At 38.3% G+C, this 14,229-nt stretch carries 12 protein-coding genes; all 12 read right to left on the bottom strand.

What is annotated here, in order from left to right; all coding sequences use genetic code 11:
* Window positions 1–151: 151 nt before the first annotated feature.
* Window positions 152–931 carry a LytR/AlgR family response regulator transcription factor gene (locus AWW67_RS07945; RefSeq protein WP_062300977.1) on the bottom strand — a complete coding sequence of 260 codons (780 nt, stop codon included), beginning with the start codon at window positions 929–931 and terminating at the stop codon, window positions 152–154.
* Entirely contained in the window at window positions 928–1,983 is a 1,056-nt protein-coding gene (locus AWW67_RS07940; protein WP_062300976.1) for a histidine kinase, read from the bottom strand. The genes AWW67_RS07945 and AWW67_RS07940 overlap by 4 nt, the downstream gene beginning before the upstream one ends.
* Complete coding sequence (locus tag AWW67_RS07935) at window positions 1,980–3,011, bottom strand: sensor histidine kinase (protein ID WP_062300975.1); 1,032 nt, start codon at window positions 3,009–3,011, stop codon at window positions 1,980–1,982. Before AWW67_RS07935 ends, AWW67_RS07940 begins: the two co-directional genes overlap by 4 nt.
* 113 nt (window positions 3,012–3,124) lie before the next feature.
* Complete coding sequence (locus tag AWW67_RS07930; protein ID WP_062300974.1) at window positions 3,125–4,714, bottom strand: hypothetical protein; 1,590 nt, start codon at window positions 4,712–4,714, stop codon at window positions 3,125–3,127.
* Between the two features lie 233 nt (window positions 4,715–4,947).
* Complete coding sequence (locus AWW67_RS07925) at window positions 4,948–6,177, bottom strand: DUF4221 family protein (RefSeq protein WP_062300973.1); 1,230 nt, start codon at window positions 6,175–6,177, stop codon at window positions 4,948–4,950.
* 54 nt (window positions 6,178–6,231) lie between these two features.
* Window positions 6,232–7,431 carry a DUF4221 family protein gene (locus tag AWW67_RS07920; RefSeq protein ID WP_062300972.1) on the bottom strand — a complete coding sequence of 400 codons (1,200 nt, stop codon included), beginning with the start codon at window positions 7,429–7,431 and terminating at the stop codon, window positions 6,232–6,234.
* 135 nt (window positions 7,432–7,566) lie between these two features.
* The gene (locus AWW67_RS07915; RefSeq protein WP_062300971.1) at window positions 7,567–8,070 is read right to left on the bottom strand and encodes a DinB family protein; all 504 of its coding nucleotides are present in this window, start codon (window positions 8,068–8,070) and stop codon (window positions 7,567–7,569) included.
* A 463-nt stretch (window positions 8,071–8,533) separates the two neighbouring features.
* Complete coding sequence (locus AWW67_RS07910; RefSeq protein WP_141655404.1) at window positions 8,534–9,478, bottom strand: phospholipase D-like domain-containing protein; 945 nt, start codon at window positions 9,476–9,478, stop codon at window positions 8,534–8,536.
* 2 nt (window positions 9,479–9,480) lie between these two features.
* On the bottom strand, window positions 9,481–11,121 hold the full coding sequence (locus AWW67_RS07905) for a DEAD/DEAH box helicase (protein ID WP_062300969.1): 1,641 nt from the start codon (window positions 11,119–11,121) through the stop codon (window positions 9,481–9,483).
* A gap of 1 nt (window position 11,122) precedes the next feature.
* Window positions 11,123–12,847 (bottom strand): ATP-binding protein, encoded by a 1,725-nt coding sequence (locus AWW67_RS07900; protein WP_062300968.1) that lies wholly within the window; start codon window positions 12,845–12,847, stop codon window positions 11,123–11,125.
* A 6-nt stretch (window positions 12,848–12,853) separates the two neighbouring features.
* Window positions 12,854–13,999: a cysteine desulfurase family protein gene (locus AWW67_RS07895; protein ID WP_082794014.1), complete on the bottom strand. Its 1,146-nt coding sequence runs from the start codon at window positions 13,997–13,999 to the stop codon at window positions 12,854–12,856.
* Between the two features lie 5 nt (window positions 14,000–14,004).
* Window positions 14,005–14,220 carry a hypothetical protein gene (locus AWW67_RS07890; protein WP_062300967.1) on the bottom strand — a complete coding sequence of 72 codons (216 nt, stop codon included), beginning with the start codon at window positions 14,218–14,220 and terminating at the stop codon, window positions 14,005–14,007.
* Window positions 14,221–14,229 lie beyond the last annotated feature (9 nt).

Below are 14,229 nucleotides of genomic sequence, written 5' to 3'. Positions count from 1 at the left end.
TGGGAAAAAGGAAGGGTTGGTTAACTCTCGTATTAACAAAGAGTTATGATCTTTCTTGTCGTAAAGTTAGGGCAAATTTTCGTATTTCTTGTTGTAAAGTTAGGGCAAATGAGTCTCTCTAATGACCAATGACTAATCAACCAATGACCAATCACTCCCCATCAAACCAAGCCTTAAAGGCATTTACCTTTTCACGACTAACGATAATTTCTCGGTCGAAATTTAGGTGAAGAATGATTTTCAGGCGGCTGTTAGAGTAGACTAATACATCTTTAATTGCATTGATTTCGATGATATAACTACGGTTTACTCGGAAGAACTTTTTGGGGTCGAGCATTTCTTCCAGCGTTTCCAACTTGTAGTCTATAATCAGGCGTTTGCCTTCTTCGGTAACGATGTAAGCATTTCGTCCTTCGGCATAAAACAGGTGAATGGTATCGGTGGTGACAGAGCGAATGTGCTCCCCAATCTTCACCATAAAACGCGTTTTGTATTCGCGCTTACTCAGCATTTGCAGGGCCGCTTGTAAATCAATGACTGATTCTGTTTCCACTTTTCCTTGTTCTGAAAGGCGGTTTTTAAGGTTTTTGAATTTGTCCAAACTTTCAGAAAGGGCATCGAAAGTAACAGGCTTGAGGAGGTAGTCTATACCGTTGGCCTTAAAAGCTTCGATGGCGTATTCATTATAAGCCGTGGTGAAAATCACGGGAATGTCAATTTTAACGGACTTGAAAATATCAAAGCTGAGTCCGTCTGTCAATTGAATGTCCATCAGCAGCAGGTCTACATCATGATTTTCATCAAGCCAAGTTACGGCTTGCTTCACGTTCATGGCCTGACCCAAGATTTCTATGTTTTCATCATAGCGCTTTAAATAGCGTTGAATCTTTTCGGCTGCCGGAATTTCATCTTCTATAATAAATACCTTCATAGTTCTTCTTTCAATTCGAGCAATGGCAGTTTTATAAAGGCGTCACCATAGGCCTTGATTTGGATTACGGGTTTGTCTGAAAAATAGGCAAAGGCCTGATGCAGGTTTTTATGCCTTTTCTTAATCATCGCATCCAAACTCAATTTATCATTTTCTTGGTATTGCATTACCAGGTAACCTTCTTCATCAAAACTAATTCGAATATTTAAAGGTTGGTAGCTAGAAATGATGGTACTGTTGACCACACAGTCTAGCAACATTGGCAATGAATTCGGCACCAGTAACTTTCCTTTTTCTCCAGCCCACGGGGCAATAGTTAAGCTGATCTGCTCAGGATACTTTTCTTTGAAAAGGAGGAACAGGTTTTTGGTGGCCTGAAGCTCATCTTCCACTTTTACCAATTCCTTTTTTCGGTTATCTAAAATATAGCGATAGACCAACGACAGCCTGTCCACAAAATCTTCAGCAGCGTCTATATTATGATGCACCAGCGAAATAAGCGTTTCCAAACTTTGGAAAAGCAGACTTGGGTTAATTTCATTATTGAAGATTTCGAGCTGATGTTCTAGGTTTTGGCGCTTCAAATCTTCGCGCTTTATCTCTGTTTCGTTTTTTACGGAAAGGAAATAAATGCTCAGGTAGAAAAGCGTGTACAGCAGGCCGCTAATGGAGTAAATGGAAACAAGTTTAATCAAGTTCGATTTAAAAAGAACAAAGTAAGAGTTGCCTTCAATTTCAGAAAAGTAATAATACACCGCAGCAAAGATGATGGCTGCTGAAATCAGTAATGAAGTAAAGAAGAGCAAGGTGATATTGCCCGTTCTCCTTAATTCATGCCCCACTTTTTTCTCGAAGAGCACAATGGTAAGCCGCAGCGATTCGGAAGTAAGAAATGCAAGGACTACGCAAAGTAGTAGCTCTTGAGTAAGAACCGTATCTGTAATTTGGCTGAGGTCGTTGTTGAGCAACAGAATCAGAAAATACATCATGAGCCCGTAAATGGGGGGCACGGTAATGCGAAAAAGCGGCTGATCTAGTAGGTTCTTTTTCATGAATCTTTTAGAATCGGCAGTTTCACTTCAAAATAATCTTCATCTTTCACCTCCACTTCGCGCACGGTAAAAAAGGCATATCGCTTCTTAATATTGTCGAGGCCCACTTTATGTGAACTGGTTTTGGTAGGCGCTTCGGTTTTGTTGTTCAAAACAATAAGGTGATGCTCGTCATTTCGAATATTGATCCTCAGCGGTTCGTCATCAGAAATCACATTGTGTTTTACCGCATTTTCTACCAAAAGCTGAAGGCTTAAAGGCGGTATTGGGAAAGAAAGCGTAGCATCATCGATTTCAATTTTCAAATCGAGCGCATTACCATAGCGGATACCCAACAAATAATTAAAGTCTTTCAGGGCTTCAATTTCTTCTTTTAAGCTGACCAGTTTTACATTTTTGGTATTCAAAACATAGTTGAAGGTTTCTGCCAGGTTGCGAATAAAGTTCTCTGCAATTTGAGAATCGCGATAAATGAGCGATGAAATGGTGTTCATACTATTGAACAAATAATGCGGACTGAGCTGGCTTTTAAGGGCCTCAAACTGAAATTCAAGCTGTTTTCGTTCCGACCTTAATCTTCGAATTTGACCCACAGAAAATTCGCTGTAGGAATAAGTATTGAACTCTACCAGTGTTACAATAAACAGCAGAATAAAGCTTAGGATAATCACTTTTACTTCAAGCTGGCTTTCGGTGAGCGCTGCCTCGAACAAGTGAAAATCAATTATTCCTGAAACACCAGCCAGCCAGTTTAAAGTTAAAAGTACAATGGCGAGGGCTAGAAAATCGAAGGCCAAACCAGCGATAAATCGCTGCATGATACTTTTGCGCCAAGGTAATTTCTCATTCAGTTTTAGGTTGATGCTGCTAATAAGCCAACCAGAGATAATACTGGTAACAATAGTAAATATATATAGCGGAGCCTCTTTATATACATTGGGTAATAAATCGTATTCGCTATAATAAAGGTATTCTAGAAATAGAATTCCAATGATGGTAAAAAGTACAAGCCTGATAAGCTTGGGCATACATTAAAGTTGGTTGGATAGAAATTTAAGAAAAAGAGAGGGGCAAAATAACGGTCTATCGAAATATATTCGAAAGCCATATTTTCACTTCCCTCTCTTTTGGACAGAAAATCTTAGTCGATACAACGGGCCACTTTGCCGTAATACGTGTCTGACTTAATGGTTTTAGCTACCGATCTAAACAAGTCTTTTACTTCAGCGTCAGCACCACTTACCGAACTGCAAGCGCCTTTTAATACTTCAGATTTGTAGTAGTCTGACCCAATGCTGGACACCGTTTTCAAGATGCTGATCATGTGCGTTTTGTTCAAATTTCTAGCTTTAAGTACATCTTGTAATATGTTAACTTTATAGAAATCCGAATCAATGTTGGCTACTCTGCTCAACACCTTATCATAGTTTTCGTCTGAAAGTTCTTGCTCGCGCAATACACTTTTCAATATTTGGGCAGCGTAATTGTCGGAGTCAACATCATTAACGGTTACCAATAAGTCATTGAAGTATTTTTTAGAAATCTGCTGATTCTTCATCAAATCATTGATCACCAATGTTCTGTAGTGGTCTGAATCCATTCGCCCCACTCTTTTTATTACGGCTTCTACAACTCTGTCAGAAGGATTGCTCTGTCTTAAAAGACCACGCATGGTTTCGGTTACATAATGATCGGAATCAATATTTGAAATGGCCTCCATCAGGCTTTCAAAAGCTTCATCTGTTAGGTTTGGTCTGTCAAGGGCTTCGCGTAAAATCAAAGTAGAATAATGATCAGAGTCAATATCTGAAGTAGCTTTCACGATTCTATTTACCGCGCTGCTCGAAAGCTCTTTTCTATCCATTACTTTTTTGATCACCTCAGTTTTGTAATGGTCGGAGTCCATTCTTTCTGCAGCATCTAATACTTTAGAAATCATGGCATCGCTCAAATCTTCTTTCAAAGCACGCATTAAAATAGTGCTTATATAATGGTCGGAATCCATTCGACCAATGGCGTTTAAAAAAGCCTCTGTGGTTTCGTTGTTCTTTAAAAAGAGCGTGCTGTAATCCTTAAAAACTTCAGTAATGTAATGGTCAGAACTTAGGTTAGCAGGCACATAAGCCGCTATTTTCACTAGCTCTTTATTACTCAGGTTTTGTTTGCCGAGCACCGCTTTAAGGTACATTTGGCTTACGTGGTCGCTTTTGATTTCGTTCGTTTCTTTTAAAACCGCATCAAGACCACCTTTGGCGTAAATTCTTTGGGTTCTGCTTTCGGCTCCAATGCCCGTAGCGCGAATGGCTTCGAGCAGTACATCGGCTAACCATTTTTGGGCAGCGGCATCAAAGTCGGCTCTTCTTCTACCTTCGTAAAACTGATAGTCAATGGTTCCATCAGCATTTCCTTCGGCCAATAGCTCTCTTCTTTCTCCAAAAGAGGTTTTTCTTATTTTGATGTAACCACCTCTTGAAATTGATTTGATGGCTTTGTCATCATCGGTAAATGCGATGTCGCCTTCATATTCTATTTCAATACCATTGCTGCCTTGCTTGCTAGAATAGCGATAGGTGCCATTTTTTTGAGAAATGCTTGTGGAGTTGGAATTTGACCTAGAGGTTGAAATAGTAATCTGTCGGGCGGAAAGATCATTGGCCATGGAAAGCATTGCCCACAGGGCAACGACCATTCCCATAATAATACTTCGAGTTTTTGTGCTTCGGTTTTTCATAGTTTGTTTCGTTTTAGGCAGTTGCTGGCAGGTGACCAAACCTGCCTTTCAACTGACTTTGTTGTTTTGAGTTCCCGATGACCTATCGGGCTTGACCTCTTGCCGATGCGCCAAATGGCTAATCGACCTTACAATGATGGGAAGATGCTGCGCAAGAAAAAACTGCAATGCAATGAACTGTAATTTGTCTGCACTGAACTGTCGCGAAGATGTAATGCTGCTTTGTATCGGGTTTACTTCACCCCAAAAACTCTGAACTGGATCTCGTCTTCGTTTTGTTGATCTTTTACTTGAATATGCAAACCAGCATTATTTGCAAAAACTCCCGAGCTAGTTGGCACATATAGCTTTAGTTCACCTATAGGTAATTCAATGCTGGTAGTTTCTTCTGTGGTAAGATCAAGAACAAGCAGCGTGGCCGAAGTAATGGCCGCATATTCAATGTTAGTTGTTAGGTTGATTGCTGGCTTTGTTCCGTGGCTTAATATCCTATACAAGTATTTGTGATTTGGGGAAATATACAAGTTTGTGAAGAATGGAGGTTGATTCATTTTTGATGGGCCCGAGACACTACCGCTCCCCCCACTTGATTCAATAATCAATTCCCGTAAGGGCATATAGCTTTTATAATCTGTTATGGTTTCGGATGGAACGCCAGCATATATAGGCTTTACAAGTTCATTTCCTGCAAAAACATAAATACTATCTGAAATCGGTGTAGTGGCATACACATATTGATCGTCTGCCGCAAAATGTTTTGGAAGAGGCATTATGGTTTTACCCTTCGTATTTCTTACTGCTTGAATTTCTTCATAGAGAGTGATAAATGATTCTGGCCGAATAAAATCAGAAGTAATGGAACCTATTTCCCAATTGACAAAGGCCCGAACAAAAGGTCTGTTTGGTTGATTTATCTGGTTATTGTTTGCAACGCTTAACATACCCTTTTTATAGGTGCTGGCTTCATCTAATGAAACTGTGTTGATTCTTTCTGCCCTTCTTTGTGAAAAGGTCATCTCTCCGTTTGAAACCAATCTATGAATGACTTCAGCCTGATTATTTATAAGGTATATCCCGCTATATGGTATCTGAACAAAGATCGAATCCATACTGTGGATCAAATATTTGAACCGAAAAGGTTTGGGTACGGTATTCGGCCCTTGCTCAGATAGGGTTACTTTTTTGAAAAGCTGAGCCGAATCGTAGTCATACAGATAGATAGAATGATTTGGCCTGTTGTAAAAAGTCAAATATTCTTTACCATTTTTTTGAAAAATAGACGGGTCTTTTATCCACTGAAAGTCGGTTTCGTGGTCAAGAGGAAAACTCTTGATTCCTTTATCAATAAGCTCTAATGGCTTTCTTTCGGCTATTATGTTATCGGTTTTCTCACTTTTTTCAGTTCCTCCACAAGAACTAAGTAACAATACAACCAAAAGTGTTTTAATAGGATTATATCGCATTTTGAATCTGTTATAAGGTTTAAATCAGCAAATTGTCGAGGAGGTGTATATTATTTACTTCACTCCAAAAACTCTGAACTGGATTTCATTTTCGTTTTCTTGGCCTTTCACTTGAATATGTAGACCTGTATTGCTTGCGAAAATTCCTGCGCTTATAGGGACACCAATTTTCAACTCGTTTACAGGTAATTCAATGCTAGTAATTTCTTCTGTGCTAAGATCGAGGACAAGTAAAGAGGCAGCAGTAATCACAGGATATTCCTTATTGTTATAAGGGTTCAGTTTTGGTTTTGTACCGTGGCTTAATAGTCTGTATAAGTATTTGTGATTTGGAGACAGGAACAAGTTTGTGAAATACGGAGGTTGATTTAATTCTATTACGTTTGTGATGCTTCCACTTCCACCATTTGAACTAACTATTCTTTCCATAAGTGGCATGTAGCTTTTATAGTCTGCTATGGTTATGGATGGAATTCCAGCATAAATAGACTTTACAATTTCGTTATCTTCAAAAACATAGATACTGTCTGAAATGGGTGTAGTAGTGTAGATATACTGATCGTCTGCCACGAAATGTTTCTCGAGGGGTCTTATTGTCTTACCCTTAGTGTTTCTCAGCGTTTGAATTTCTTCAAAGGGATTGATAAATGATTCTGGCTGAATGAACTCAGAAGTAATAGAGTCTACTTCCCAGTTGATATAGGCTCTAAGAAATGGCTTATTAGTCTTATTTAGCAGGTAGTTGTTTATGACGCTCACGTTCAACGTATTGTTTTTGAAGGTAGTGGCTCCGTCAAATGTGACGCTTTTGTTTTCTCTTAGAGTTAATTTGTCTATAATTTCGGCATTACCGTTTACGAGGTACATGTTGACTGTTATCAAGTCAATAAAAATAGAATCCATCCGGTGTATAAAGTATTTAGAGATATGCCGAGGTACTCCATTCGGCCCCTGCTCAGAGAGGGTTATTTTTTGGTAGAGTTTCGCAGAATCATAACCATACAGATAAATAGAGTGGTTTGGCTGGTTATAAAAGGTCAGGTATTCTTTACCATTCTCTTGAAAAATAGATGGATCTTTGATTCCCTGAAAGTCAGTTTCAAAATCTAGTGGAAAGCTTTTGATTCCTTTATCAATAAGCTCTAATGGCTTTCTTTCGGCTATTATGTTATCTGCTTTCTCACTGTTTTCAGTTCCTCCACAAGAACTAAGTAACAATACAGCCAAAAGTGCTTTAATAGGATTATATTGCATTATAATTTCTCTATACAAAGATTAAATAAACGTAATATCCATGGAATTAACAAGGCTGAGAAATTCTTGGGCCTGAGTAACAAAAAAAGGCCACACCTTTCGGCACAGCCCATTCCAATACACAATACAATTCGTTTAGCGATAAGCAGGAGGCTTAATTCCTTTCATTCTTAAATAACTTACCATTTGGCCTCGGTGGTGGGCATTATGGTCTAAGTATGAAATTACTAGAGCCGTAACTGCGTCATTTTGTTCACTCGCAAGAATCAATTTGTGCATGGCATCAAATTGCTCCCCAGCCCATTTGGTCAGCTCTGCTTTGCTTTTAATATTTTCATCGCCAGGACTCCATTCGGCTTGCCCTCGATTTTGAAAAGCCCTACGGTAATAATCGATACTATACGCAATGTGATAGGCCTGAGCCCCAAAAGTGCGTTGCTCCTCATTGGGCTTGAAATTGTAATCTGCCTCTGGCATGGCATTAAACACTTCTATGGTAAATGCTTTGGTAATTTCTAGCCTTTGTTTGAGGTAATCATAATCGCCATCTGCTGGTTTTAGGTTGGCGCTGGTGAGCCCAATGACCAACACACACAGTGCAAAGGACGAAAAGGCAAATTGTTTTAGTTTGGTTTTCATAAGCAGTTTTAAATGTAAATAGAGATTATACGTAAGTGGTTACGCAAATGGTTGTCTAATATGATACTTCGATGCTTAAAACTGTTTAAACTTGTTTAATTCCACCTAATTTTAAGTTTTGGAGATCAGAAGATTATATAAATCATGCGACATACATTAAGAAACGTGACTTTTGACCTACCAATGGAACTCAAATAAAAGTAGAGTCAATTGGGTGAAAGAAAATTGAAGCGTAAAGAATTGTAGTACAGCATTTGGCCACGGTGATGGCCATTATGATTCAAATAAGAAATTAATACATTGCTAGTAATGCCATTCAATTGACGAAGGCTTTAGAGTTGCTAGGAGAGCGGGAAGACCAAGAGCAAGAATAACTGGAGCAATAGAAGTTAGGCCTGTTTCAACTAACAAAGGCAGTACCTCATAATTGTGTTTAATTCTTCACTTTTATAAGTGGTGAGTTTTAAACTTTGAATAATCTTTCAGAATAATTAGGTCTGTCAACTGCATATTTACCACTGCCCAATTTCACAATCCATCTATAAAGTATTTGAATATTTTCTGTGATTTCCCACTTTCTAGGAGTAGGAGAATCGGTACAGTTTTTATGAATCCATTCTTTTGCAGTTCCAAAATAAATTTCATTAGAGCCTTTTAAATTCTCTAAAAAACATTCAATGAATCGATGTGAAAAAAAAGCATCAACTAATTTTTCTCTAAATTTACTTGAAGGAAGTCCCAAAGGTATTTTATATATAGCCAAGTCGTGTAATGCACAATTGAGTTCTACTTCATTTACAAATTCTGTATCCATATATATTCTAAAAAGTGTTTCAACGCTATAGGTCATTGGTAGAGATGAAATAAGAAAATCCTTGTCGGGTGACTCAAATTTAAAATCGAAATCATCTTCGTTGGGGAATTCACGTTTCTTTTCAGGCAGTTGGTCAATAAGCTGGTTATAAATATTATCAGTTATTAAAACGCTTTCGCTTTCAATGATTTGAAAATACAAACGGTCCTCAATAGCCAAATCCTCTACTAATGTTCCTATTTCATAATTGTACCTTGAATAAGGTGGAAGGTTCAGCGCTCGTGAAGAAATGTTTGCAGTTGTGAGAAAACAATTTTTGTATTCGTCAAGATATGCTTTGAGATGTAATCGTGAATTTCTGAAAAGTAAAATTCCTTTCGATTTGAGGTACGGATAAATTTCTAGGTCTGATGCGCCAAGAATTATATCTTTGGTTTCCCACCTGACAAAAACTGCTTTAACATTTTTCTGTCCATCGATTAGCGTCTTTAGCGTTTTCAATTTTATATATGGTGAGAAAATAAAAAGTCTTTGCGAACGATTGATGTATTCGCTGAGTTTGGGTTGAAGATCAAATCCGTTTTTGAAAAGCATAGTCATTTATCAAAATACTCATCGAAATAATCAAAAATGTCATCCTCATCTGGTAGGCCAATGATATTGTCCCTAACCGTAATAACCTTACACTTTTCAGTTCCACCTATAGCCTGACCTCTTAATCCTCTGCCTATCATTTGACTGTACAGTACGATGGATCTTGTGGGTCTTGCAATAAATACAACATCCGTTTTTGGCGCATCAAATCCGGTGGACAACACGCCATAGTTGCAGATGATTTGAATCTCTCCGCTCTTGAAATCATCAATCAATTTCTGCCTCATGGGCTTTTCCGTTCCCCCGTCAACATGTGCTGCATTATATCCAATATAGACAAGTAATGAACAGATGAACTTGGATTGATCCACACTACAAGCAAAGAATATAATTTGTGGATTACTATCTGAGCATTCTTTATCAATTCTTTTTACGATCTCTAGATTCCTGAAATCATCATTGCCAATCCTTCTCAATAATCCTTCTGGGAAATCATAAAAGGTTTGAAGATGCTTCTTCTGTTTATCGTCTAATTCGTAATTGATATTGGTAATTAGTGGCTCGAAAGTGGCTCGTGACAGCACCTTCTTTTCCCTTAGGTATTGAATTACCGATTGATTACCCGCTGATTCTATGGTGATGATCTTGTTTAAGAAAAAATCCGAAAGTGATTTATTTTCTTCCATATCATCGATATGCCTACCTGGTGTAGCAGTGAGCCCAATTACTTTGGTGGTATCACCTATTAAAGCTCTTGTAGCTTCCAAATACGTAGGGGCCAAAACTTTATGCGCCTCATCTATAACCAAAAGAACGATTCGTTTTTTTACCTCATTAAATGGGATTTGATCCTTTTTCAGTAAGGCATGAAGTTTCTGAAAACCACCAACCATAAAAGCCGACTCTGGAAAAGTAAAGCTGAGTTTTCCTTTATCCCAAACCCGAAAAACCTTCACTCTTTTATTTCCAACGTGCTCCCAAACTTCTTTGAAACACTGTACCGCCTGTTCGCAGAGCTCTTCAGAATGCGCAAGCCAAAACACGATGCTTCCTTCTGGATTCTTACAGAGTACATCTGTAATAATTTCCATGGATGTTCGCGTCTTACCTGAACCCGTAGGCATTTGAACAATAAACCTTGAATTCAAGATTTTGATGAGCTCCATACTCTGCTGGAATACACCAGTTTGGTAGTCCTTAAGCGTCTTAAAAGGAGCTATTGGAGGCAGGCAATCCTCTTCAGGAAGAAAAGGTTCCTGCTTTATTGGCAAGAAAGAATCAGGCAATTCGGCAACTGATAGAAACTTCGAACAAAACTCGTAATCAGTCCACCCTTTTTTTAATAAAGCTTCTGTCTTTTGCTTAAAGCTTTTTCCGCTTATTGATATTTCTGTTTCCTCACAAATGCGATCAATTGTTTCTTCTGAAGTAGTATTTAGTAACTCACTGAGGAATCCCTTATCCTTGAATAGATTTGAATTTGAAAATGATGTAAATATTTTGACTAATGTATCTTTCCGGTAAATCTCATTTGGGTCGGTGGCATCCCCCTTTATAACGGGGATAATTCTTTCCAGTCGATCCAAAACGGACTCACTGATTAGTTCTTGAAGTTTGGGCTTTGTTAAATTACTAAAGAGCATTTTAATAATTTTCTGACTTCCATGTCTCCAAATAACTTTTCAGGTATTGCCCCCAGCTAATCTTTAAATCCTCGAAGAATCGCTCGGCTTTAAACTCCCTATCCTTATCAAACATGGATTCCGATTTTGCATAACTTATTATCAGCAGATCTATTAGGCTTTTTAGCTTCATAGCTAGTTCTTGATCCGCTTCTGAGGATTGTAGTTGATCAACCAGACTGTATAACTCTTCAACAAATGGGTGCTTCAAATTATACTTGATTACATCTGAGCCTCCTAAGGGATGAATCTCAATAAATTCAGGAGATTTCCAGCTTTCATCTATAATGGTGTATGGTTGGCTGGCAAATTTTGTAGCCCAGGCTGCTTGTTGCTCCGCGGTTTCGTTGGCATGAATTTGTGAAGCCAGCACATTTGCATTGGTTTGAGTTTGAGGTGTTATTTGAGGTTTTTGAGTCTCTGATTTTTTTGCTACACCTTCTGCTTCTTCATGACCAGTGGCAGTTCCATTATCACTTTGCTCTTTTAGCTTTTCCTGCGCTTTTTCTACCTTTCGCTTTTTCCAATGCTCTGAAACTTGTTCTCTAAATGTTTTAATTGTTGGTACAATTTTCTCATTTATAGACTGCTTAAGCGTGGTGATTGGTACTGCGCCTCTCTTTATGTTTTTTACGGCAAACACCTTGTCTAAAATAGGATCGAACGAGATTTCGCATCCCCACCAGCGATCAATTTCCTCAAAAGCTGGTTTCCAGTGAGGAATTTCACCATAAAAAACTTCTCTACCATTTCTTAGGATCGAAACACCTTCGTTTCTATCAATAAATCGATCTCTTGTTTCTTTAGCGTTACCAACACCTTGATAATCTCGAAGAGATGGGTCGATCAGAGATAATTGTATCTTTATTTCATTTGAGGCAAGGTCTTTGAAAATTTCTCCATCTTCTGTAGGGATTGGCCAATCGATAACTATTGGCTCTGTTTGATAAGAGGATTTATCACTCGGAAATCGTTCATTTTTTACATGAAGAGGATCAAGGGCTAAAACTTTCACATTGTTGATTTCAATATTCAATTTATTAGTCGATCCATTGACATCAACTTCTCCCCATATGAACTTTCGGAAGGTGCGTCCAATCCAAATATCCATTTCCTTAACCATTGAATCAGCACTCACCGGTTGTTTGTCGTATTTACTCCAAATTACCAAAGTCCCTTGTTCTTGATTTACCAAAGCTGCAAATTCCTCGGGAATCTTACTTTCCTTGGGCTCTGGAATAGAGTTCATTTTGGCAGGAGTCCCAGTTATATCATCAATATCTATCAATGTGTAAAGCCAAACTCCACCTTTCACTTTAGAATAAACCTCAACCTTTTTACATTGATTGATTGCACCCAAAGTCATTCCAACTCCAAACCTCCCAATACCCGATCTGTCGTTATACCTACTAGAAAACCCTAGTTGTAAACATCTATGTAATGTATCCCTGTTCATGCCAGAACCATCGTCCCCGAATGCAATCCAATCAACCACTTGAAACTCACCAATTCTTTGCCTTGCTTCCTTATGGGCTTTAACTCGAATCTTAATTTCTTTTGAATCGGCTTGAATGGAATTATCTATGACTTCACCAATAGCACTGTAGGCATCAAAATCAGAATCACGCATTGAGAGAAGTGCTGTTGAATCACTTACGAACCTTATTTGGTTTTCGGCAGATATCATAATTATTTAAGTTAAAGTTGGTATTAACATTTTGTGAATTGCTTGAATAACATTTCTAATCTCTTCTCTTGTATTCAATTTGCCCAATGAAAAACGTAATGAACCAAACGCATCGTCATCACTTATCCCCATCGCTTTTAAAACGTGTGAGGGCTCTACTACAGCTGAGGAGCAAGCTGAGCCATTGGACACAGCAATGCCTTTCATTCTGCCAATCAACACATTGGCGTCTTGTCCTTTAAAACAAATATTGGTGGTATTGTAGATTCTTATTTTGGAATCACCATTCAGTGAAGTGTTTGGTAGTTTTAATAATTCACTTTCCAATGTATCTCTTAATTCTGAAATAGCATTTTCACGTTGCAGCATTTCTTCACTAGCAATTTCACAGGCTTTTGCTAAGGCAACAATTCCAGGGACGTTTAAAGTGCCACTTCTCAAACCTTGTTCGTGTCCACCTCCGTGTGTTTGTGCAGTAAGTTTTACTTTATTACCTTTTTGTCTTACGAACAGGGCTCCAATCCCCTTTGGAGCATACATTTTATGTCCACTAAAAGAGAGCAAGTCAATACCTAAATCATCAACATTAACATCAATTTTACCAACGGCCTGCGTGGCATCGGACATAAATAAAGCTCCCTTTTCGTGAGCTATTTTTGAAATTTCGTTGATGGGTTGAATTACTCCGGTTTCATTATTGACATACATGACCGAAACCAAAATAGTGTCATTTCGGATAGCTTTTTGAAGATCTTTTAAATCTATTAATCCATTCGATTGAACGGGTAAATAAGTTACCTCAAAACCCTTTCTTTCTAAATCCTTGCAAGTATCTATTACTGCTTTGTGTTCCGTTGAAACCGTGATAATGTGTTTTCCTTTGCTAGAATAGCATTCCGCCACTCCTTTAAGGGCAATATTAATGGCTTCTGTTGCCCCACTCGTAAAAAACAATTCATTGGGTTCAGCCTTAATAAAATTAGCTATTTGCTCACGGGCCTGCTTTACCTTTTCATTGATGCTTTGACCAAAATGGTGAGTGCTACTTGGATTGGCAAAGTTGTACTTTAAAAACGGCAACATTGCCTCAAGTACCCTTGGGTCGATGGGGGTAGTGGAGTTATAGTCGAGGTATGATATTTTATTTATCAAGATTGTCAAAGTGTCACAGCTTCCAAACAAATACTATCAGCTTCTTCCATACAATCCTCTTTGTTATCTTTCCATTCGCACGAAATCATCATATCACGGTCATCAAGGATTACCCATTGTTCTTCATCTTCTCTGCTGATTTCTTTTACCACCCAATTTGTTTCTTGATTTACCCAATAGCTAGAATCAAGGTGCTTCCAATTTTTAAATTTCTGTTCCATATTCCTGGT

It is taken from the genome of Roseivirga seohaensis (assembly GCF_001592945.1).
GTDB classification, from domain to species: Bacteria; Bacteroidota; Bacteroidia; order Cytophagales; family Cyclobacteriaceae; genus Roseivirga; species Roseivirga seohaensis.
This window is presented reverse-complemented; position numbering and strand designations above follow the sequence as displayed.